We start from the raw sequence: 22,097 nt of genomic DNA on the forward strand, positions 1-22,097 counted from the left end.
CGATGAGCCATCTTTCCCTGGTGGATATCGCCGCGCGTTTTCCCACGCTGCCTGTCGACCTGAAATACGCCACCGCCGATAACATTACCGGCCAACCGATTTATCGCGAAGCCCGCTGCCTGCTGCACCCCGATGCGGCCGTCGCGCTGGAGAAATCCATCGCCATTGCTGCGCTTGCGGGCTATCGCCTGCTGGTGCTTGACGCCTATCGTCCACAGAGCGCCCAGCAGCTGCTGTGGAATGCCTGCCCGAACCAGGATTACGTCGTGCCGGCCGATATCGGTTCCAACCACAGCCGCGGCACCGCCATCGACGTAACGCTACTCGATGACCACAACAACCTACTCGACATGGGCACCGCCTTTGACGAAATGGACGATCGCTCGCATCCCTACCACCCGGCGGTGGCGCAGGAGGCGCAGCGTAATCGCCTGTTGCTGAACGCCATTATGTTCGGCGGCGGCTTTAAAGGCATTACCACGGAATGGTGGCACTTCGAACTACCGGGCGCGGCCGGTTATCCGCTACTCGACGATGTTTTCGCCTGTTTCTCCCCCGCTCAGATTGACGGAGTTTCACCATGAACATGACTCGCCCAGCATCCTTAGGTTTTCGCCCGTTACTGTTAGCCGCCGCGCTCTGCGCCGCCATCCCTTCCGCCTTTGCCGCGGTGCCGAAAGATATGCTGGTGATCGGCAAAGCCGCTGACCCGCAAACGCTCGACCCGGCCGTCACCATCGATAACAATGACTGGACGGTGACCTACCCGGCCTATCAGCGGCTGGTCAAATACAAAACCGATAATGGTAAAGGTTCCACCGATGTCGAAGGGGATCTCGCCGAAAACTGGCAGGCCTCCGACGACGGCAAAACCTGGACCTTCACCCTGCGCAAAGGCGCGCAGTTTGACGACGGCTCGCCGGTGACGGCAGAGGCGGTCAAACTCTCTTTTGAACGCCTGATGCGTATTAAACAGGGGCCATCGGAGGCGTTTCCCAGCGGGCTGAAGGTAGATGTCGTCGATCCGGCCACCGTTCGTTTCACGCTGCCGGAATCTTTCGCGCCATTCCTGCATACCCTCGCCAATGACGGCGCCTCCATCATTAACCCGGCGGTGCTGAAAGCCAACGCCGCCGATGACGCCCGCGCCTATCTGGCCGAGCACACCGCGGGCTCCGGCGCGTATAGCCTGCAGCGCTGGCAGAAAGGGCAACAGTTGGTGCTGGTGCCCAACCCGCACTTCAGCGGCAACAAACCGGCCTTTAAGCGCGTCACGGTGAAAATCATCGGCGAAAGCGCCGCCCGTCGTCTGCAGTTGACCAAGGGCGATTTGGATATCGCCGACGCCCTGCCGGTCGATCAGTTTGCGGCGTTGAAGAAAGAGGACAAGGTGGCGGTCTACGACTACCCGGCGCTGCGCGTCACCTATCTGTATCTCAACAACAGCAAAGCGCCGATGAACCAGGCGGATCTGCGTCGCGCGGTGTCGTGGGCAACGGACTATAAAGGCATGGTCGACGGCATTCTCGGCGGTAACGGTAAGCAGATGCGCGGGCCGATCCCCGATGGGATGTGGGGCTACGACGCCAGCGCCATGCAGTATTCATTAGATCTCGACAAAGCCAAAGCGGCGCTGGATAAGGTGGCGGATAAGCCGAAAACGCTGACGTTCCTCTACTCCGATAACGATCCGAACTGGGAGCCGATTGCGCTCTCCACCCAGGCCAATCTGCAGGCGCTGGGTATCCAGGTCAAGCTGGAGAAACTGGCCAACGCCACCATGCGCGAGCGCGTGGGTAAAGGTGATTACGACATCGCTATCGGTAACTGGAGCCCGGACTTCGCCGACCCCTATATGTTTATGAACTACTGGTTCGAGTCGGACAAAAAAGGGCTGCCGGGAAACCGTGCGTTCTACGACAACCCGCAGGTTGATGCGTTGTTGAAACAGGCGGTCGCCACCACCGATCAGGCGGCGCGAACCAAAGATTATCAGCAGGCGCAAAAGACCGTCATTGATGACGCCGCCTACGTCTATCTGTTCCAGAAAAACTATCAGGTCGCCATGAACAAAGAGGTGAAAGGCTTCGTTTTCAACCCGATGCTTGAGCAGATTTACAATATCGCCGACATGCACAAGTAGCGGGCCGTCTCTCCATCTTGTCTGGTCGGGCCGTCACAGGCCCGGCCGAGGAGCGTCATCATGAGTTTCTGGGGTTTAATACGACAGCGCTGTTGGGGGCTGATATTAGTCGTCGCCGGCGTCTGCGTGATTACGTTTATTATTTCGCACCTGATTCCCGGCGACCCGGCGCGGCTGCTGGCGGGCGATCGCGCCAGCGAGGAAATCGTCCGCCATATTCGCCAGCAGTTGGGGCTGGATTTACCGCTCTGGCAGCAATTTGCCCGCTACGTTGACGCCCTGCTCCACGGCGATCTCGGCACCTCGATTCGCACCGGCCGCCCGGTACTGGAAGATTTAAAAACCTTCTTCCCGGCGACGCTGGAGCTGGCCTTTTGCGCGCTGCTGATTGCCCTGCTGGTCGGCATCCCGCTCGGCGTGCTGTCGGCGGTATACCGCAATCGCTGGACCGATCACCTGGTGCGCCTGATGGCGCTGACCGGCATCTCGACTCCGGCATTCTGGCTCGGTCTCGGAGTAATCGTCTTGTTTTACGGCAAGCTCGACTGGCTGCCCGGCAGCGGCAGGCTCGATGACTGGTTCGATCCGCCCACCCGCGTCAGCGGTTTTTATCTGCTGGATTCACTGCTGGAAGGCAATGTCGAGGTCTTCTTCAATGCCCTGCAGCACCTCATTTTACCGGCGGCCACCCTTGCCTTCGTTCATCTTGGCATCGTCGCCCGGCAGATCCGCTCGGCGATGCTCGAGCAGCTCAATGAGGACTACATTCGTACCGCGCTAGCCAGCGGCCTGCCGAAATTCACCATTGTGGTGCGCTATGCGCTACCCAACGCGCTGATCCCCTCCATCACCGTGCTCGGGCTGGCGCTGGGCGATCTGCTGTACGGCGCAGTGCTCACGGAGACGGTGTTCGCCTGGCCGGGGATGGGCGCCTACGTGGTGTCTTCGATTCAGGCGCTCGATTTCCCCGCCGTGATGGGCTTCGCCATCTTGGTCTCCTTTGCTTACGTACTGGTCAACCTGGTAGTCGACCTGCTCTATTTATGGATCGACCCGCGCATGGGTCGGGGAGAAAGCTAAGTGATGATGACTCAGGAACAACCGCTTCCACGGCCAAAGGCTGAAAAAAGCGGCCACTGGAAGCGTCGTTGGTGGTTGATCCGCCAGAGCCCGCTAACGCTGATTGGCGCGGCTGTCATGCTGGTTATGCTGTTTTTAATGATCTTCTCGCCGTGGCTGACGCCGCACGATCCTAACGCCATTAATCTTGCCGCGCGTCTGCAGGCGCCGTCGTTCGCTCACTGGTTTGGTACCGACGAGGTTGGCCGCGATCTGTTCAGCCGCGTGCTGATCGGCAGCCAGCAGTCGGTGGCCGCCGGGCTGGCGGTGGTATTGATCGCCGGGATCAGCGGTTCGCTGCTGGGCTGCCTATCCGGGGTATTGGGCGGGCGCAGCGACGCGCTAATTATGCGCTTGATGGACATTATGCTGTCGATTCCGTCGCTGGTGCTGACCATGGCGCTGGCGGCGGCGTTAGGCCCGAGCCTGTTCAACGCGATGCTGGCGATCGCCATCGTGCGTATTCCATTTTACGTGCGACTGGCCCGCGGCCAGACGCTGGTCGTGCGTCAGCATACTTTCGTCGAGGCCTCGGTGACGTTTGGCGCCTCGCGCTGGCATCTGATCAGCTGGCATATTCTGCGTAACGCCCTGCCGCCGCTGGTGGTGCAGGCCTCGCTGGATATCGGCAGCGCGATCCTGATGGCCGCCACGCTCGGTTTTATTGGCCTCGGCGCCCAGCAGCCTACCGCGGAATGGGGCGCGATGGTCGCTAACGGTCGCAACTACGTGCTCGATCAGTGGTGGTACTGCGCCTTCCCCGGGGCGGCGATCCTGATCACCGCCGTCGGCTTTAACCTGTTTGGCGATGGCATCCAGGATCTGCTGGATCCCAAGGCCGGAGGGCGCAACTAATGGAAAATAGGGTCTTAACTATCGATAACGTTCGCCTGAGTTTCCCGGTCTATCAGGGCCAGGTCAACGTGCTGAATAATATCTCGCTGCACATCGATCGCGGCGAAATCGTCGGCGTGGTGGGCGAGTCGGGTTCCGGTAAATCGGTGACCGCGATGCTGGCGATGCGTCTGCTCTCCGCCGGCAGCTATCATATTCATAGCGGCGCTATCACCCTGATGGGCCACGATATGCTCACCCTGACGGAAAAAACGCTACGCGATATTCGCGGCAGCAAGGTCGCGATGATTTTTCAGGAGCCGATGACCGCGCTTAACCCCACCCGACGTATCGGTAAGCAGATGGTAGACGTCATCCGCCAGCACCGTCCCATGTCGCTGCGTGAGGCGCGCGCCCGCGCCGTCGGGCTGCTGGCGGATATGCAAATCGCCGACCCGCAAAGCGTGCTCAAGCGCTATCCTTTCGAACTCTCCGGCGGCATGCGCCAGCGGGTGATGATCGCTATCGCCTTTTCTTGCGAGCCCGACCTGCTGATTGCCGACGAACCGACCACCGCGCTGGACGTCACCGTGCAGCGTCAGGTGTTGCGCCTGCTGAAGCAAAAGGCCCAGGCGACCGGCACGGCTGTGCTGTTTATCAGTCACGATATGGCGGTGGTTTCTCAGGTGTGCGATCGGCTGTACGTCATGTACGCCGGCGCGGTCATTGAAAGCGGCAAAACCGCAGAGGTGCTGCAACATCCCCAGCATCCCTACTCTATCGGTCTGTTAAACAGCGCCCCCGATAATGGCGAACCGCGCGCGCCGCTACGTTCTATCCCCGGCACCGTGCCGAATCTGGCGCGTCTTCCCGCCGGCTGCGCCTTCCGCGAACGCTGCTTCGCCGCGGGTGAAGCCTGCGGTATTACCCCTACGCTGCAGGCTCATGATAACGCCGCCGACAGACAGGCTGCCTGCTGGTATCCGCAACGGGAGAATGCCCATGTCTGAGACGCTATTAACCCTCAATGATGTGCACCTGACGTTCGCCGCGCAGAAAAACTGGCGCGGGAAAGTCATCGAACGCGTCTATGCGCTAAATGGGCTGGATATGACGGCCAGACGCGGCGAAACCTTAGGGATCGTGGGCGAATCCGGCTGTGGGAAAAGCACCCTGGCGAAGCTGCTGATGGGCATGCTAAAGCCCTCTTCCGGCCACTTCACCCGCGCGCCGGCGCGCGGCGAAAACCAGAGTGGACGCATGCAGATGGTGTTTCAGGATCCGCTCTCGTCGCTGGATCCGCGGCTACCGGTCTGGCGCACCATCACCGAACCGGTGTGGATCCAGTCGCGCATGCCTGAAAAGGCGCGTCGCGATCTCGCCGAGCAGCTGGCGCTACAGGTGGGGATCCGTAGCGAATATCTCGATCGGCTGCCGCACGCTTTTTCCGGCGGCCAGCGCCAGCGTATCGCCATCGCCCGCGCGCTCTCGTCGCAGCCGGAGATTATCGTGCTCGATGAGCCGACTTCGGCGCTGGACATCTCGGTGCAGGCGCAGATCCTTAATCTGCTGGTCGAACTGCAGCAGCGGCAGAATCTCACCTACGTGCTGATTTCGCACAACGTCTCGGTGATACGTCATATGAGCGATCGGGTGGCGGTGATGTATCTCGGGCAAATCGTTGAAATGGGCGAGGCGCGGCAGGTGCTGGATAATCCTGCGCATCCTTATACCCGGCTATTGATGGAGTCGGTACCGCGCATCGGCTCACCGTTAGGCGAAGGCGTGCGCAATACCGAACTACCGGGCAACCGCCGGCTGCCGACGGGCTGCTACTTTCGGGAACGCTGTCCTTACGCCAGCCAGGGCTGCGAACGGCCTCAGCCGCTGGAGGCGCAAGCGAATGGCGCGCAGGTCCGCTGCTGGAAAGCGCAAACAATAAGATAGGACCGGGCGCCGCCCGGTGCTACTGTTATCGGTTTGCAACGGTTTTGTGTACGGAAAACATGTGCTTTGTGTTAATTCAGAGCACATTGCGCTCCCGATATTTCTTCTGCGTTATGGCTCTCATGGTGCAGGGAGCGCACAGAGGGCTCTGGCCGCCAAAATCGCCACTTCGTGGTACCTTCGACTTATCCCTGCAGGCTCCGGGTCGGGCCGAGGCTGCGTCCCTGCAAGTCACGGCCCTCAGCCCGCATCCATGCGGGCTGCCCCGGCCTTCCGGGAACGTCTCAGCGATTTTGAGGCCACCAACACCGGCAGTTTCAGCCAGCATGGTGAATAAATTAAAGGCTGGCCGCACAGACCGTAGGCCGGATAAGGCGAAGCCGCCATCCGGCGCAAAAGCGGCGCCTTATCCGCGGATATTGCCCGGCGGCGCTACGCTTGCGCGGGCCTACAGATCCAGTGCAATGGGTGACCCAGTGCCATAGGTAGCCCGGGGAAGGCGCTTACGCCGCCCCCGGGTCAGCCGTTATAAATGAATCAGAATAGCCCCAACGGCGCGGTGCCGTAGCTCACCAGCAGGTTTTTGGTCTGTTGATAGGCTTCCAGCGCCATCTTGTGGGTTTCCCGCCCGACGCCGGACTGCTTATAGCCGCCAAACGCGGCATGCGCCGGGTAAACGTGATAGCAGTTAGTCCACACTCGTCCGGCCTTGATGCCGCGCCCCATGCGGTACGCCAGGTTGGTATCCCGCGTCCATACCCCGGCCCCTAAACCAAACTGCGTCTGGTTAGCAATCGCCAGCGCCTCAGCCTCGTCCTTAAAGGTGGTCACGCCGATGACCGGGCCAAAGATCTCCTCCTGGAAGCTGCGCATCTCGTTGTGCCCTTTAATCAGCGTCGGCTGAATATAGAAGCCGCTATCCAGCTCGGCGGTAATGCTCGCGCGATCGCCGCCGGTGAGGATCTGCCCGCCTTCATCACGAGCGATCTTGATATACGACAGGATCTTATCGAACTGCTGGCGTGATGCCTGAGCGCCGATCATCGTTTCGGTATCAAACGGATCGCCGCGACGGATCTGCATCACTTTCGCCATTACCCGCTCCATAAACGGCTCGTAGATCGATTCGTGGATCAACGCGCGCGATGGACAGGTACAAACTTCCCCCTGATTGAAGAAGCCCAGTACCAGCCCTTCCACCGCCTTCTCGATAAACTCCTCCTCACCATCCATTACGTCGGCGAAATAGATATTCGGCGATTTGCCGCCCAGCTCAACGGTACAGGGAATAATATTCTCCGCCGCGCAGGCCATAATATGACGGCCCACCGGCGTCGAACCGGTAAAGGCGATTTTGGCGATCCGCTTGCTGGTGGCTAGCGCTTCGCCGGCCTCTTTGCCAAAGCCCTGTACCACGTTCAACACCCCAGCCGGGAACAGATCGCCGATGATTTCCATCAGCAAAGTAATACTTAGCGGCGTCTGCTCCGCCGGTTTTAAGACCACGCAGTTGCCTGCCGCCAGCGCGGGCGCCAGTTTCCATGCCGCCATCAGCAGCGGGAAGTTCCACGGAATAATTTGCCCGACCACGCCCAACGGTTCGTGGAAATGATAAGCCACGGTGGTGTCATCAATTTCGGCGGTACTACCTTCCTGCGCGCGCAGACAACCGGCGAAATAACGGAAATGATCGACCGCCAGCGGCAGGTCGGCGTTCAGGGTTTCGCGGATCGGTTTACCGTTATCCCAGCTCTCCGCAACCGCCAGATACTCCAGATTCTCCTGAATGCGGTCGGCAACCTGCAGCAGAAGATGGGAACGCTGCTGTACCGAGGTTCGCCCCCAGGCGTCCGCCGCCCGGTGTGCCGCATCAAGGGCAAAATCAATATCTTTGGCGTCGGAGCGGGGAAACTGCGCAATGTTGCTCCCATCGACGGGAGAAGTATTCATGAAATATTCGCCGCTTAACGGCTCGACGAATTTACCGTCTATGAAGTTGCCGTAGGCCGATTTGAATGAAACCAAAGCGCCCGGTTTGCCAGGATGAACATAACGCATAGCAATCTCCTTCTGTAGGGTTAAGGCGCAGCGGCGTGGTGTTTTTTGCTATTGTCCGCTGCACGCTTTCTCCTGTAGCAGGGGTTATGCCAATTTTACGCACTCCTAATAAACTTAATAAGTTTCATATAATTAAATATATCCCCTTGCCAATTCGCATCCTTTTTGTCGCACAGGATCCCGCTTCTGTGTTGCGAATCGCAACACCAATAAAACCAAATAGCTACAATATTGCAACACAACCCAGCCGACCACGAGGTGCGCCGTGCAAGGAAATCCGTTCACTATCACCCCCGAGGCGCAGTCCAGCGCGCTGCTGAGCGACTCCTGGCAACGCAGCCAGCGCTACGGCCTGCAGCCAACGAGCGACGAGTTTCCGCGCCTGCGCGGCGGCGAACTGGCCGATGTGCTGGAAAGCAACCGCAGCCTACAGCGGCTGGCGCAACCGGTGGCGACGCCGCTGGCGCAACGTGCCGCCGGGCTGCAATCGGTAGTTATTCTTTCCGATGCCAGCGGGCTGGTGCTCCAAACCTTCGGCAATAGCGCGGCAATGAAAAAAGCGCAAAGCTTCGCGCTGGAGCCTGGCAATATCTGGAGCGAAAGCGGTCGCGGCACCAACGCTATCGGTACCGCGCTGGCGATTGACGACAGCTGCGAAGTCGAAGGCCGTCAACACTATTTAACCCGTAATCAGGATTTGTACTGCGCGGCGGTACCCCTACAAAGCCCCGATGGCCAGATTGCCGGGGCGCTGGATATTTCCGGCCCGGCGCATATCCCGCATCCCCACTCTCTGGCGTGGATTAAAGAGGCCGCCAAACAGATTGAATATCTGTGGGTGAAACAGAGCCTGCATCCGCAGCAGTGGTTAATGAGCCTGCACTCGCGGGTGCAGAAGCTCGATAGCGCCGAAGAGCTGCTGCTGGTCTTCTCCGATAACCTGCTGACCGCGGCCAATCGGCTGGCCATCCGCGAACTGGGCCTGCAGGCCGGACAGATAGGGAAAATGACCTTCCAGCAGTTGTTCCCTCGCCTGACGCAAACGGCGGTTAGCGTGCCGCTGCCGATGACCTTCCAGCAACGTGGCTACTACTACCGTCTGCGCGCGCCAACCCGCGCCAGCGTCGCCGTCCCCGCGCAACCAGCGCTCAACCTGCCGTTTTGCGCATCCGGCGAAGGCGAGAAAATGGTCCGCTTACTCAACGCCGGTATCGCATTGTGTATCGAAGGGGAAACCGGCTGCGGTAAAGAGTTCCTCAGCCGTGAGTTGCATGCGCATAGCCGCTGGCGCAGCGGTAAATTCGTCGCCATCAACTGCGCGGCCATCCCCGAATCGCTGATTGAATCGGAGCTTTTCGGTTATCAGGCGGGGGCCTTTACCGGCGCAAATAAAAACGGCTATATCGGCAAAATTCGCGAAGCCGATGGCGGAGTGCTGTTCCTCGATGAAATCGGCGATATGCCGCTGGCTCTGCAAACCCGTCTGCTGCGGGTATTGCAGGAAAAAGAGGTCATGCCGCTGGGCGGGAATCGCAGCGCGCCGGTGAACTTCGCCTTGATTTGCGCCACCCACCGTCATCTCGCGCAGCGCGTCGCCGAAGGCGCGTTTCGCGAGGACCTGCTCTACCGCCTGCGCGAGTATGCTTTTACCATTCCGCCGCTATGCCAATGGCCTGAACTCAAGCAGTTTATTCCAGCGCTGTGGCGCTCGCTTGGCGCGGCAGAACGCCATATCACGCTCTCCGATGCGCTGATTCAGCAACTGACATTATGTCGTTGGCCGGGGAACGTGCGTCAGTTGCAAAGCCTGCTCAAAGTCCTGTTGGCGCTGGCGGACGATGGCGAATGCCTGGGCGTCGCGGCGCTGCCCGAGGAGTATCAAAGCGCGCAGCAAACCAGCGCTCCAGGCGGGCTTCAACAACATGACGCAAAGCTGATTGCCGATACGCTGGCCCGCTTTAACGGCAATGTGAGTAAAGCGGCGCAGGCGTTAGGCGTCGCGCGCAGCACGCTGTATCGACGGGCCGCGCGTGTACAAAGGAAGTGACTACGGCGTAAAGCGCGCCGGCAGCCAGGAGAAGAGACGGCGACTCAGCGCTTCGCACAGCGCCACCAGCGTCTGCCCCAGCCGTTGCCACACCACTTTTGCCACGCAGAGGCCCAGTGCTGAAATCAGCGCCGCGCCCAGCATATCCAGCGGGAAATGGACGCCGAGAAAAATACGCGCCCACGCTACCGGTAGCGCCGCCGCCAGCACCAGCAGCCCCATGCCGCGCAGGCGTAATGACAGCAGCGCGAAAGCGGCGCTGAACATTACGGTGCCGTGATCGCTTGGGAAAGAGTTATCCGCCGGGTGGCTTATCCAGGTATGGCCCAACGGCATCATAAACGGCCGCGGATGGAACCACAGCGTTCCACAGGCAAACCCCAACCCTAACGCTATCAAAATCGTCATGGCGCAAAACAGCGCCTGTCGATGCCCCTGCCGACCGCCAAGGAACCATAATCCCAGCAATATCGCCGGGACTAAAAGGATAATCCAGCTGGCGGAGAATCGCGCCAGCAGCAATAGGCTGTCCGGCGTACCAGGCCCGGCATTCAGCGCGAGGAAGGCGCTCTGGTTAAACGTTTCTAACAGGTTCATGGCGAGTTCTCGTCACAGTCATCATGCTGTCATTATCGCCAGAATACCTTAAGCCCGGATTAACCTGACGCTGAAGAATCCTCCTGGTTTTTACCACCGGCTAACTGCTGCGGCAGCCGCGCCAGCAGTTCATCTACCACTACGCGAATTTTCTGCGGCACCCATGCCGCTTCCGGCCAGACGGCGCTGATCGCAAAGCTGCCGCTGACCGACGACGGCAATATTTGCTGGAGTTCTCCCCGCGCTAGTTCGTCGGCCACCAGCCAATCCGGCAGCCAGGCGATTCCCAGCCCGCTTTTTGCCGCCGCGGCGATGGCGGCGAAATCATCCATTGCCAGTCCGGGCTGAGGGCGAAACGCGAGCGCCGCTCCCTGCGCATCGCGCAAATGCCATTTCTGCATCTGCCCGGCGTAGAGATAGCCAATAGTAAGATGCTCGTGCAGTTCTTCCGGCGTCTGCGGCGCTGGCCGATGTCGTAGATATAACGGCGATGCGCAAAGAATCATGCCGTGCTGGCCTAAACGCCGGGCCTTAAGAAAGCTGGAGTCGCTCAACGCGCCGATACGTATCGCCATATCGAACCCTTCTTCAAACAGATTGACCTGGCGGTCGCTAAACGACAGCTCGAGCTTAAGCTCAGGATAACGTTGGCTAAGAGGAAACAATATCGGCGCCACGCAGCGCTGGCCAAACAGCACCGGCAGGCTGATTCGCAGCCGCCCTTGCACCTGGGTTTTCCCGCGCTGAATTTCATTTTCCGCATCCCGCAGGTTATCCAGCGCCCGGCGGGATTGCAGATAAAAGACCTCGCCTTCTTCGGTCAACGCCTGCCGACGCGTGGTGCGCTGAAACAGCGCGACGCCAAGCCGCTGCTCCAGCCGGGAAATGGTCTTGCCGACGGCGGAGCGCGTCACGCTCAGCTTCTCGGCGGCTTGCGCAAAGTTGCCGCACTCGACGACGGCGACAAATACCGGGATCGCATTTAAATCACTGCGCATTGATTGGTTCCTGAGTGGATACAATGATAAAAAATAATGTCACTACTGGAGAAAAATAGACAGTGTTACCCTGCGGACCATCAACTTTATGAGGAGTCCGTCATGAGTAACGTATTGATTTTAAAATCCAGCATCAACGGCCCGGCGTCGCTAACCAACCAGCTAATAGATGAATATATGCAGACCCGCCGCGAGGCCGGTCATCAGGATTCGGTCGTCGAACACGATCTGACCACCCTCGCCTTGCCGAAACTCGACGGCGCGCTGTTTGCCGCGCTGCGCGGCGCGCAAGACTCGCGTCCGGCGATTCAGCAAGGGGTTGCCCTCTCTGATTCACTCATCGGCGAGTTAAAGGCCAGCGATCTGCTGGTGATCGGCGCGCCGATGTATAACCTCAACGTGCCAACCGATCTCAAAAACTGGTTCGATCTGGTGGCGCGAGCGCGGGAAACCTTCCGCTATACCGAGACCTGGCCGCAGGGGTTGGTTGAAGGCGTGCGTGCAGTAGTCATTAGTTCGCGCGGCGGCGTCCATGACGGGCAACCCAGCGATGCGGTCACCCCTTACCTGCGCGCGGTGCTGGGATTGATGGGGATTAGCGACGTTGAATTTATCTATGCCGAAGGGATGGATATTCGCCCGCACGGCCGTGATGCAGGTATCGCCCACGCCCGCCAGCATATTGCCAGGGCCGCTCAGCTGGCGTGAGATCCGCTGCTTCTGTGGGCTGGTAAAGGGTCAGCTTTTATTTTAGAATAATCTAAATTTAGAAAAGACTAAAATAAAATGACCACAGCACAACAACTGCAGGCCAGCGCCGGGGAAGCCGCTGTCCTGCTGAAAGCGATGAGTAATCCCCACCGGCTACTGATTCTGTGCATGCTTTGCGAAGCCCCGCGTACAACCGCAGGAGAACTGGCGCAAATCACTGGCCTGAGCCCTTCCGCTACCTCTCAACATCTCGCGCGGATGCGCGATGAGGGGCTTATCGACAGCGAACGTGATGCCCAGCGCCTGCGCTATTTCATTACCCATCCCGCCGTTCAGCAGGTCATCGCCACGCTGAAAACCATTTACTGCCCGTAAGGAGTCCTTATGACTATCGCCACCGTTACAGCCAACGAAGCCCAGGCGCTTATCGCCCAGGGCGCACGGCTGATTGATATCCGCGCTGCCGACGAATACGCTCGTGAGCATATTCCGGCGGCGACGCTGCTGCCATTAGAGCAACTGACTCACGGCGCGGCGCTCAATGCGCAGCCGGGAGAAACAATCATTTTTCACTGCCAGGCCGGCTCGCGCACGCAAAATAACGCCAGCCTTCTGGCCACCGCCGCCGCGCCCGCGCAGGTTAAGCTACTGGCTGGCGGTATTCAGGCATGGCGAGCGGCGGGTTTGCCGATAGTCGAAGATAAATCCCAGCCGCTGCCGCTAATGCGCCAGGTGCAAATCGCCGCCGGCGCGCTGATTTTGCTGGGAGTAGTGCTGGGATACGCCGTCAACAGCGGCTTTTTCTTGCTGAGCGGTTTCGTTGGCGCGGGGCTCACTTTCGCTGGCCTCACCGGTTTCTGCGGCATGGCGCGCCTGCTGGCGGTCATGCCGTGGAACCGACGTTAAAACGCCTGCCAGATGAGTAGCGCAATGCCGCCGAAAAGTAGCCATTTGACGATGTAGTAAACCGTTTTATTCCATTTTTTCAAACGCTTGCCGACAATGCGGATTTGATAAATGTAGCGGAAGCTGCGGTTAATCCCGCCGGTACGGTCGCCGATATCGTTCGGCGCGGCGGCGGCGCTCATTAAATTTCGCCCCAGCCAGTGGTTCACCTTCTGCGCCCAGCGGTAACGCATGGGCCGTTCGATATCGCAAAACAGAATCAGCCGGTTCTCACCGCTGGTATTTTCCGCATAGTGAATATAGGTTTCGTCAAATAGCACGCCTTCGCCATCGCGCCAGCTATAGCGTTCGCCGTCCACTTCAATAAAACAGCGATCGTCATTCGGCGTCGCCAGCCCAAGATGAAAACGCAGCGACCCGGCATAAGGGTCACGGTGGCGAGGCAAACGGCTACCATCAGGTAACGTGGCGAACATTGCCGCTTTAACCGAAGGAATGCCGCGCAGCAGTTCGGTCGTTTTTGGACATAGCTGGCTTGCGGAGGGATGCGCGTCTTCATACCATTTCAGGTAAAACCGTTTCCAACCGGTTTTAAAAAATGAGTTAAATCCGGCATCATTATATTTTTCCGCCGCTTTTATTTGCTCCAGACGCTGCAGATTAATCCCCTCTTCACGAATAACCAGCCAGTTCTTTTGTAATATCGCAAGTTCCGGAAACGTCTCCGGACGCAGAAACGGGGTATTCGGCACACGCGAAAAGAGGTACATAAACCCGTTAAGAGGAGCGGTAAAAGTTGAATGGTCGGAAAGCTGACGCCAGAAACGATAGCGAACTTTTCCGCGATAATGGACGTAGAGCACAGCAATTATAATAATAAGTAAAATGATATACTTCATATTCGCTTATCTGACCATGTTCTGTTTTGAATCATTCTGCGCCAGCAGTCTCAGTTTCACTCACCGCAGCGCCACAAAAACCATTAACAAAGATAATACATCTACCCATAAATTGTTTTAACAAAAAGCAGCACGATCGTTGAATCCGTCAGCGTCGTTGAGCTATCGTTTAGGTTCTTAGTTGTTACCAATGCTCAGGAGAGACACCATGTTTACAACAGGCGATCTGGTACAACCGCGCGTCGGCGGGCCAAAATTGAAGGTAGTGGAAGTGAATGGCGATAGCCTGATCGTTGTTCAGGCGAGTAACGAGCAGGGTGAGAAATTTACTCTGAAAGCGGTTGATGTTACGCCTTATACCGAAGAAGGCGATTTCGGCGTTTGCTAAGCAAAACGGTGGGTTTCCCCACCGTTTAAACAATCTCTGTTTAGATCAGGAAGCTCTCAAGTGATTGCCCCTGCGCGACGGCCAAAGCGATCGGCTTGGGCATACGGCCCTGGCCAGTCCAGGTTTTTTCTGCGCCGGTATGATCGGTATAACGATATTTCGCCGGGCGCGGCTGACGTTTTTTACTGCTTTTCGCCGGGGCCATTTCATGCAGCGCTAATTCATCAGGTGAAATACCGTCAGCAACCATTAATTCCAGCCAGGTATTAATTTTTTCCTGATATTCCGCCTGCTGCTGTTGCGTCTTCTGCTGCTCTTCACGTTTTTCTTCAGTGACGATCCTGAGTTTTTCCAGCATCTCTTCAAGCACGTCAGTGGAGAATTCACGCGCCATAGCACGCAGTGAGCGAATATTATTCAGTTTTTGTAACATAAAAGACATAAAGATCAAAAATCCCAAATCGAAAAAATAAAACAAGAATTACCTGGTCAGTTTAATAGATATGTATATTTATTTCCAGCCTTAGCTTATTCAAATAAATATGTACAGGATTACGCCTATGAACGCGCTGAAATTTATTGGTGGGTAATAGCGAAATAGAACATAAATACAGCCTAGCGCAGATGAATAATGCATAGTGCGACATGATAATATTCATAATGTTATATTTATAGCCACTTCAGTGAGTTATAAAATCATCGCCCGCCGTGGGGAATGCCAATAGCTTTACGACAATGAATTTAAATTCACATAATCAGAATAAAACCCATTATTTACATACAGCATCAAATGCTGATAAAAAGGCATTCATCCAGTAAATAACGCCAATAGTGACCAGTATCACATTACGTAATCAGGCGCCCGCCTTATCAACCTCCCTTCCCCTGTCATGCTTACTCGTCACCTTACAAAACAAAATCATATCTATTTGATATTAAACAACATAATCAAAAAAAGGAACAAAAGTAGCGCAAGCTGAGCAAAACGCCAGTTCACAGAGTGTTTTATCGACAAAAAGGCGATAAATAAAAATTTATAGCTAGTTGTCACTTACTATGCAGAGATATACTCTACACACATCAAAACAGGCAGCCCAAAACCGCTACACCATGCGCACTTTTCGGCGTTATTGACTTCATTTTTCGAGGAGCATACCGATGTTCTCTGCTCAATCCCGCTTGCGTCATGCGGTAGCAGACACCTTTGCAATGGTGGTCTACTGCACCGTTGTCAATATGATGATCGAAATTTTCCTCTCCGGAATGACTTTTGAGCAGTCGTTATCTTCACGACTGGTCGCGATCCCGGTCAACATTATTATTGCGGTGCCTTATGGCTTCTATCGCGACTTCGCTATGCGCCAGGCGCGCCGAATCAGCACCTCGGGATGGATGAAGAACATTGCTGATGTCGTCGCGTATGTGACTTTCCAGTCGCCGGTGTATGTATTAATTCTGCTGTCGGTAGGAGCAGACTGGCATCAAATTGCCGCCGCGGTCAGTTCAAACATTCTGGTATCAATGATGATGGGTGCAGTATACGGCTACTTTCTCGACTTCTGCCGCCGCCTGTTCCGCGTCAGCCCTTATCAGCAAGCTAAAGCCTGATCCTCATCTTTCGGCGACTGGCCGCTGCCAGTCGCCTGCTTCAAAGCAGCCCGCATTAGATTATTCAGCCGTGAGACATCTGCGGCTGCGCCTCGCCAAACAGACCGTTCAGAAAACGCTCAAGCGCCATCCGCGAACTAAAACCATGTGGAATACCGTAATGCTGCTGCGCATCACCCGCCAAATAGAGCGGGAACTGTTCATAATGGTCGCAAGTTTTAATCTCGCTGGCGGGTTCCGCCAGTGAATTACTGCGCTCTTTAAGCGCCGGATGAATAACTAAAGCGGTACGCCCCATGCGCGCTTCGCGGTTCACATAAACATAATTATCGCCACGGCGATATCCATACGCTTTTTGCGTCACAACATCCATGGTGAAGCCGGCTTTTTCAAGAACACGCGCCACCTCATCGGGTCTTAAATACATACTGATTCCTCGTTATCTTTTACCGCACATTTACCTTACCTTATTCACGAATAGCAGCGCTTTCAGAAAATTCCATAAACTCCCGCAAAAGCATAATGCAAAATCATGTCCTACACTTAATAACTCGAATGGAAAAGAGGGAGAAACCAATGGCTAACCGTGTGAACCGCAACGACATTGATGAAAGCGCCGAGGATATTCATAACGAAGTCAGCCAATTAGCGGATACGCTGGAAGAAGTGCTGAAATCATGGGGTAGCGATGCGAAAGATGAAGCGGAGAACGCGCGTAAAAAAGCGCAGTCGCTGCTGAAAGAGACGCGCGCCCGCCTGAACGGCAATACCCGCCTGCGCCAGGCGGCCTATGATACCGTTGAACGCGCCCGCGATGCCGCCGGCTGCGCCGACAGCTACGTGCGTGATAAACCCTGGCAGAGCGTTGGCGCCGCCGCCGCCGTTGGGGTGTTTATTGGCGTTTTGCTTAATTTGCGTCGATAATAGTATCGATAGACTACATGTGAAGATAACAAATACGCGTCTGACCCTGCGTCCCAATGGTGCGCAGGGTTTTTTATTATTCCACGCTGGCCAGCGCTTGCTTAAGTTCGCCTACCACTTCACGTGCCATCACCGCCGACGTGATATTGGTAAAACTCATCAATAGCCCGCCCTCACCACGGCTAAGCATGCGCCAGTCGCTCAACGCCTGCACCGCCAGCCCGGCACGTTGGCAGCGACGGGCCTGCTCGCGATCGTCCCCCTTCACCGCCATCACCAATTGGATCCCGCCGGACTGCGGTACCACCTGAAAACCCTGCGCCTGCAGCGCCGACTCCAGCCACTGCCTGCGCAACGCGTAGCTGGCGCGCATTTTTTTTAGATGACGCCAGAAATGCCCGTCATTGATGAAGTCCGCTAACGTCTGCTGCCATAAGGTCGGCACATTACAGTGGCTCAATTCGGCCTGACAACGAAACCGCGCCGCCAACGGCTGCGGTACCACCAGCCACGCGACGCGCAGCGCGGGAAACATCGATTTACTAAATGACCCGGCGTACAGTACCCGCTGTGGCGCATCAAGGCTTTTCAGCGGCGGTAGCGGCTTCCCCTGATAGCGAAATTCACTGTCGTAGTCATCTTCAATAATCCAGCTATCGCGCTGCGCCGCCCACTGTAATATCTGTCGACGTCTCTCCAGCGATAGGGCCACGCCGATCGGGCTTTGATGCGCTGGAGTTAACAGCGCAAAGCGCGCCTGAGGATAGTGTGTCTGCGCCCAGTCGATATTCATTCCCTGTTGGTCAACCGGTACCGGATCGATATTGACCCCCGCCGCGCTAACCACCGGGCGAATGAACGGATATCCCGGATCCTCCATCCACATATGCTGCCCCGGCTGCGCAAGGGTACGCAAAATCAACGCCATCGAGGCCGCATAGTTGCCGCTAATCACAACTTGCTCCGGCTGGCACTCGATGCTGCGCGACAGGCGCAAATAGTCGACAATCGCCTGACGGAGAACCGGTTCGCCGCAGGGATCGCCGGGCGCGAGGTCGAAGCGCGATTGCGTCCGTAGCCGCCGCCCCATCACCCGCGCCCACAGCCCGCGCGGAAAAAGATCCAGTGCCGGCAACCCCATTTGAAAAGGCAGCTGCGCGGAGGATCCCCGGCCCGTCGCCGGTCGCTGAGCCGTGACCTGCCGCGGGCTCAGCCGCTCGCTGACAAAGGTGCCCGCCTGGCCGCGGCGCTCCAGCCAGCCCTGGGCCACCAACTCGCCCCAGGCATTTTCAATCGTCGCCCGCGATACGCCAAGCTCCTGCGCATAAACTCTGCTCGCGGGCAGACGGCTTCCCGGCGCCAGCTCGCCATTCTCAATCGCTGATTTCAGCTGGCGGGCGATACGCTGGTAGTACGGCACTTTTTTGGCTTCCATTATGGTCTGCTTTTTTCATCACAATATGGCTATCTAATGCAGTCCATTATAGTGCTATTTTGCCCGGGTCTTAGAGAGGAGAACTGCAAGATGACCACATTACGTCAGCCGTATAGCGAACTGAGCCCGGAAATCTATAAGGGGTTGGTTCAGGCCAGCATAGCGCTGGAAAAAAGCGAATTGGGCAGCATGATGGTGGAGCTGGTCTATTTGCGGGTGTCGCAAATTAACGGCTGCGCTTTTTGCCTTGAGATGCACAGCAAAGCGCTACGCAAAGCCGGCGTTGACCAGAGCAAACTGGATGCGCTGGCAGGCTGGCGCGTAAGCGCCCACTTCAGCGCCGCGGAACGCGCGGCCCTGGCATGGGCGGAATCGGTAACCGATATCGCAGCCAGCCACGCCGAAGATGAGGTGTACCTGCCTTTAGAAGAGCATTTTACGCCCCGCCAGATTAGCGATTTAACCTTCGCCATCAGCCTGATGAACGCCTTCAACCGTCTGGCGGTCGCGATGCGGATGTAATTTTCGCGTATCGACTTCCCTCCCCCGCCGGGCTAGTTGGTGGGGGATAACTTATCGAAAAACTCTATATATTGCGTGGTTGAAGTTTTAAATAACTACATCTAGTATTTCCTGAACGGTAAGCCCATAACGTTCGGCGCGATGTTTTACGCCGTCTTGTTATCTTAAATGGAAATACGAATCATGCGCATTATTATTTACACTCGAAATGACTGCGTGCAATGCCATGCCACCAAACGCGCGATGGAGAGCCGCGGTTTCGCCTTCGATATGGTCAACATCGACCAACACCCGGAAGCCATCGACATGCTGCGCGAGCAGGGATTCCAGCAATTACCGGTGGTAATAGCCGGGGAAACCCGCTGGTCGGGCTTCCGCCCCGATATGATTAATCGCCTGCGTCCCGCCGCGGCTACGGCCAGCCTATGAGCCTCATCGTCTACTTCTCCAGCAGCTCTGAAAATACGCATCGCTTTGTGCAGCGTCTGGCGCTGCCTGCCGTGCGCATCCCGCTCAACGAGCGCGAGCGAATTCAGGTAGACGAACCCTATATTCTCATCGTCCCCAGCTACGGCGGCGGCGGAACGGCAGGCGCCGTGCCGCGCCAGGCGATCCGCTTTTTAAACGACCCGCATAATCGCCGGCTGATTCGCGGCGTCATCGCCGCCGGTAACCGTAACTTCGGCGAGGCCTATGGCCGGGCGGGAGAGGTCATCGCGCAGAAATGCGGCGTGCCGTATCTGTATCGTTTTGAGCTGATGGGTACCCAGCAAGATGTCGACAACGTGCGTAAAGGAGTAAGCGAATTTTGGCAACGACAACCGCAGAACGCGTAACCGCCGGGGCGTCTGATTTCCACGCCCTCAATGCGATGCTGAACTTATACGACAGCAATGGCCGCATTCCCCTGGAAAAGGACCAACAGGCGGTCGAAGCATTTATCCATAGCCACGTGCGCCCCAACAGCGTACCGTTCGCCGGGCTGGAGGAGAAGCTGCAATGGCTGAGCGACGAAGGTTATTACGATCCGGCAGTGCTGGCCCGCTATGAACGTCGTTTCGTGCTGGCCCTCTTCGCCCACGCGCATCAACACGGTTTTCGCTTCCGTACTTTCCTCGGCGCGTGGAAGTTCTACACCAGCTATGCCTTACGCACTTTCGACGGCAAACGCTACCTGGAGCATTTCGCCGACCGCGCCTGCATGGTGGCGCTAACCCTGGCCCAGGGTGATGAAATCCTGGCGCGACAGCTGGCCGATGAGATTCTCTCCGGGCGCTTTCAGCCAGCGACGCCGACCTTCCTCAACGCCGGTAAACAGCAGCGCGGCGAGCTGGTCTCCTGCTTCCTGCTGCGTATCGAAGATAATATGGAGTCGATTGGCCGGGCGGTGAACTCCGCCCTGCAGCTGTCAAAACGCGGCGGCGGCGTGGCGTTCCTGCTCTCCAACCTGCGCGAAGCGGGCGCGCCGATTAAACGTATCGAAAACCAATCCTCCGGGGTGGTGCCGGTGATGAAAATGCTGGAAGACGCCTTCTCTTACGCCAATCAGTTGGGAGCGCGTCAGGGGGCCGGCGCGGTTTACCTACATGCTCATCACCCCGATATTTTACGTTTCCTCGATACCAAGCGGGAAAACGCGGATGAGAAGATCCGCATCAAAACCCTGTCGCTGGGAGTAGTCATTCCGGATATCACCTTCCAGCTGGCGAAAGAAGACGCGCAGATGGCGCTGTTCTCGCCCTATGACGTTGAGCGGCTGTATGGCAAAGCCTTTGGCGATATCGCGGTCAGCGAGATGTATGCACAACTGGTGGCCGATGACCGCGTTCGCAAACGCTGGATCCGCGCCCGCGAACTGTTCCAGCGGCTGGCGGAAATTCAGTTTGAATCCGGCTATCCGTACATCATGTTCGAGGATACGGTGAACCGCGCCAACCCGATTGCCGGGCGCATTAATATGAGCAATCTGTGTTCGGAGATCCTGCAGGTCAACAGCGCCTCCACCTTTGACGAAAATCTCGATTACGCCATCGTTGGCGAGGACATTTCCTGCAATCTCGGCTCGCTGAATATCGCCCACGCCATGGATTCGCCGGACTTCGCCCGCACCGTCGAAGTGGCGGTCCGCGGCCTGACGGCGGTCTCCGATATGAGCGATATCCGCTCGGTGCCATCGGTGGCGGCGGGTAATGCCGCATCGCACGCCATTGGCCTTGGGCAGATGAACCTGCACGGCTATCTGGCCCGCGAAGGGATCGCCTACGGCAGCCCGGAGGGGCTGGACTTCACTAATCTCTATTTCTACACCGTCACCTGGCACGCCCTGCGCACCTCTATGGCGATGGCGCGCGAGCGCGGAGTACGTTTTGCCGGGTTTGAGCAGTCGCGTTACGCCAGCGGCGACTATTTCCAGCAGTATTTGCAGGGTGAATGGCAGCCGAAAACCGCCAGGGTACGCGAACTGTTCGCCCGCGCGGGCATTACCCTGCCCGATCGTGAGATGTGGCGACAGCTACGCGACGACGTGATGCGCTACGGCATTTATAACCGCAATTTGCAGGCGATCCCGCCGACCGGTTCGATCTCTTATATCAACCATGCCACCTCCAGCATTCATCCGATTGTGGCGAAAATCGAGATCCGTAAAGAAGGTAAAACCGGCCGCGTGTACTATCCGGCGCCGTTTATGACTAACGACAATCTGGCGCTGTATCAGGATGCCTGGGAAATCGGCCCGCAAAAAATTATCGATACCTATGCCGAAGCCACGCGACATGTCGATCAGGGGCTGTCGCTGACGCTGTTCTTCCCGGATACCGCCACCACCCGCGATATCAACAAAGCGCAAATCTACGCGTGGAAGAAAGGTATCAAGACGCTGTATTACATTCGCCTGCGCCAGCTGGCGCTGGAAGGTACCGAAATCGAAGGCTGCGTGTCCTGCGCGCTGTAAGGAGAACA

General features: G+C 57.2%; 24 protein-coding genes. 17 read left to right on the top strand and 7 right to left on the bottom strand.

The window, feature by feature from the left end:
* The first annotated feature begins 2 nt into the window (after positions 1 to 2).
* From ddpX to AC22LX_RS09900, 6 genes are read left to right on the top strand one after another with little or no spacing between them, the layout of a single operon-like run.
* Positions 3 to 584, top strand: a complete 582-nt coding sequence (ddpX, locus tag AC22LX_RS09875) for a D-alanyl-D-alanine dipeptidase (protein ID WP_045395170.1) — start codon at positions 3 to 5, stop codon at positions 582 to 584.
* A complete protein-coding gene (locus AC22LX_RS09880; protein WP_045395172.1) occupies positions 581 to 2,143 on the top strand; it encodes an ABC transporter substrate-binding protein in 1,563 nt (520 codons plus the stop codon). Before ddpX ends, AC22LX_RS09880 begins: the two co-directional genes overlap by 4 nt.
* A 60-nt stretch (positions 2,144 to 2,203) precedes the next feature.
* A complete protein-coding gene (locus tag AC22LX_RS09885; protein ID WP_487333967.1) occupies positions 2,204 to 3,223 on the top strand; it encodes an ABC transporter permease in 1,020 nt (339 codons plus the stop codon).
* Positions 3,224 to 4,117 carry a D,D-dipeptide ABC transporter permease gene (ddpC, locus tag AC22LX_RS09890; protein ID WP_049061664.1) on the top strand — a complete coding sequence of 298 codons (894 nt, stop codon included), beginning with the start codon at positions 3,224 to 3,226 and terminating at the stop codon, positions 4,115 to 4,117.
* On the top strand, positions 4,117 to 5,106 hold the full coding sequence (locus AC22LX_RS09895; protein ID WP_047050255.1) for an ABC transporter ATP-binding protein: 990 nt from the start codon (positions 4,117 to 4,119) through the stop codon (positions 5,104 to 5,106). Before ddpC ends, AC22LX_RS09895 begins: the two co-directional genes overlap by 1 nt.
* Positions 5,099 to 6,043: an oligopeptide/dipeptide ABC transporter ATP-binding protein gene (locus tag AC22LX_RS09900; protein WP_015370095.1), complete on the top strand. Its 945-nt coding sequence runs from the start codon at positions 5,099 to 5,101 to the stop codon at positions 6,041 to 6,043. Before AC22LX_RS09895 ends, AC22LX_RS09900 begins: the two co-directional genes overlap by 8 nt.
* Before the next feature lie 537 nt (positions 6,044 to 6,580).
* Here the strand turns inward: AC22LX_RS09900 and exaC are convergent.
* Positions 6,581 to 8,101, bottom strand: a complete 1,521-nt coding sequence (exaC, locus tag AC22LX_RS09905; protein WP_045395180.1) for an acetaldehyde dehydrogenase ExaC — start codon at positions 8,099 to 8,101, stop codon at positions 6,581 to 6,583.
* Positions 8,102 to 8,366: 265 nt separating this feature from the next.
* Between exaC and AC22LX_RS09910 the strand changes: the two genes are divergently transcribed.
* Complete coding sequence (locus tag AC22LX_RS09910; protein ID WP_045395182.1) at positions 8,367 to 10,148, top strand: sigma-54-dependent Fis family transcriptional regulator; 1,782 nt, start codon at positions 8,367 to 8,369, stop codon at positions 10,146 to 10,148.
* On the opposite strand, the gene AC22LX_RS09915 is transcribed toward AC22LX_RS09910, so the two are convergent.
* Complete coding sequence (locus AC22LX_RS09915) at positions 10,149 to 10,745, bottom strand: undecaprenyl-diphosphatase (RefSeq protein ID WP_045395183.1); 597 nt, start codon at positions 10,743 to 10,745, stop codon at positions 10,149 to 10,151.
* 59 nt (positions 10,746 to 10,804) lie between these two features.
* Positions 10,805 to 11,743: a LysR family transcriptional regulator gene (locus AC22LX_RS09920; protein ID WP_045395185.1), complete on the bottom strand. Its 939-nt coding sequence runs from the start codon at positions 11,741 to 11,743 to the stop codon at positions 10,805 to 10,807.
* Between the two features lie 102 nt (positions 11,744 to 11,845).
* Between AC22LX_RS09920 and AC22LX_RS09925 the strand changes: the two genes are divergently transcribed.
* The 3 genes from AC22LX_RS09925 (at position 11,846) to AC22LX_RS09935 (ending at position 13,360) form a co-directional block, all read left to right on the top strand.
* Complete coding sequence (locus AC22LX_RS09925; RefSeq protein WP_045395187.1) at positions 11,846 to 12,451, top strand: FMN-dependent NADH-azoreductase; 606 nt, start codon at positions 11,846 to 11,848, stop codon at positions 12,449 to 12,451.
* A gap of 78 nt (positions 12,452 to 12,529) precedes the next feature.
* A complete protein-coding gene (locus tag AC22LX_RS09930) occupies positions 12,530 to 12,829 on the top strand; it encodes an ArsR/SmtB family transcription factor (RefSeq protein WP_045395188.1) in 300 nt (99 codons plus the stop codon).
* A 9-nt stretch (positions 12,830 to 12,838) separates the two neighbouring features.
* Positions 12,839 to 13,360 carry a rhodanese family protein gene (locus AC22LX_RS09935; RefSeq protein ID WP_045395190.1) on the top strand — a complete coding sequence of 174 codons (522 nt, stop codon included), beginning with the start codon at positions 12,839 to 12,841 and terminating at the stop codon, positions 13,358 to 13,360.
* Here AC22LX_RS09935 and lpxO read toward each other — a convergent pair.
* Entirely contained in the window at positions 13,357 to 14,259 is a 903-nt protein-coding gene (lpxO, locus tag AC22LX_RS09940) for a lipid A hydroxylase LpxO (protein WP_045395192.1), read from the bottom strand. The two genes, AC22LX_RS09935 and lpxO, sit on opposite strands and share 4 nt — an antisense overlap.
* 208 nt (positions 14,260 to 14,467) lie before the next feature.
* Between lpxO and AC22LX_RS09945 the strand changes: the two genes are divergently transcribed.
* Entirely contained in the window at positions 14,468 to 14,647 is a 180-nt protein-coding gene (locus tag AC22LX_RS09945) for a hypothetical protein (RefSeq protein ID WP_045395194.1), read from the top strand.
* 40 nt (positions 14,648 to 14,687) lie between these two features.
* On the opposite strand, the gene stpA is transcribed toward AC22LX_RS09945, so the two are convergent.
* On the bottom strand, positions 14,688 to 15,089 hold the full coding sequence (gene stpA / locus AC22LX_RS09950) for a DNA-binding protein StpA (protein ID WP_045395232.1): 402 nt from the start codon (positions 15,087 to 15,089) through the stop codon (positions 14,688 to 14,690).
* A gap of 716 nt (positions 15,090 to 15,805) precedes the next feature.
* Between stpA and alaE the strand changes: the two genes are divergently transcribed.
* On the top strand, positions 15,806 to 16,255 hold the full coding sequence (gene alaE / locus AC22LX_RS09955) for an L-alanine exporter AlaE (RefSeq protein ID WP_015370082.1): 450 nt from the start codon (positions 15,806 to 15,808) through the stop codon (positions 16,253 to 16,255).
* A 64-nt stretch (positions 16,256 to 16,319) separates the two neighbouring features.
* Here alaE and AC22LX_RS09960 read toward each other — a convergent pair whose 3' ends face one another.
* Entirely contained in the window at positions 16,320 to 16,682 is a 363-nt protein-coding gene (locus tag AC22LX_RS09960; RefSeq protein ID WP_015370081.1) for a DUF2002 family protein, read from the bottom strand.
* Positions 16,683 to 16,831: 149 nt separating this feature from the next.
* Between AC22LX_RS09960 and AC22LX_RS09965 the strand changes: the two genes are divergently transcribed.
* A complete protein-coding gene (locus AC22LX_RS09965) occupies positions 16,832 to 17,179 on the top strand; it encodes a DUF883 family protein (protein WP_015370080.1) in 348 nt (115 codons plus the stop codon).
* A 76-nt stretch (positions 17,180 to 17,255) separates the two neighbouring features.
* Here AC22LX_RS09965 and pdxR read toward each other — a convergent pair whose 3' ends face one another.
* A complete protein-coding gene (gene pdxR / locus AC22LX_RS09970; RefSeq protein WP_047050250.1) occupies positions 17,256 to 18,614 on the bottom strand; it encodes a MocR-like pyridoxine biosynthesis transcription factor PdxR in 1,359 nt (452 codons plus the stop codon).
* 90 nt (positions 18,615 to 18,704) lie between these two features.
* Between pdxR and AC22LX_RS09975 the strand changes: the two genes are divergently transcribed.
* From AC22LX_RS09975 to nrdE, 4 genes are all read left to right on the top strand, one after another.
* Complete coding sequence (locus AC22LX_RS09975) at positions 18,705 to 19,136, top strand: carboxymuconolactone decarboxylase family protein (protein ID WP_045395198.1); 432 nt, start codon at positions 18,705 to 18,707, stop codon at positions 19,134 to 19,136.
* 183 nt (positions 19,137 to 19,319) lie between these two features.
* On the top strand, positions 19,320 to 19,565 hold the full coding sequence (nrdH, locus tag AC22LX_RS09980) for a glutaredoxin-like protein NrdH (RefSeq protein WP_047044340.1): 246 nt from the start codon (positions 19,320 to 19,322) through the stop codon (positions 19,563 to 19,565).
* Complete coding sequence (nrdI, locus tag AC22LX_RS09985) at positions 19,562 to 19,972, top strand: class Ib ribonucleoside-diphosphate reductase assembly flavoprotein NrdI (RefSeq protein ID WP_045395202.1); 411 nt, start codon at positions 19,562 to 19,564, stop codon at positions 19,970 to 19,972. Before nrdH ends, nrdI begins: the two co-directional genes overlap by 4 nt.
* Positions 19,945 to 22,089, top strand: a complete 2,145-nt coding sequence (gene nrdE, locus AC22LX_RS09990; RefSeq protein ID WP_049061298.1) for a class 1b ribonucleoside-diphosphate reductase subunit alpha — start codon at positions 19,945 to 19,947, stop codon at positions 22,087 to 22,089. The genes nrdI and nrdE overlap by 28 nt, the downstream gene beginning before the upstream one ends.
* The last annotated feature ends 8 nt before the right edge of the window (positions 22,090 to 22,097 follow it).

It is taken from the genome of Klebsiella sp. PK01, from assembly GCF_057624675.1.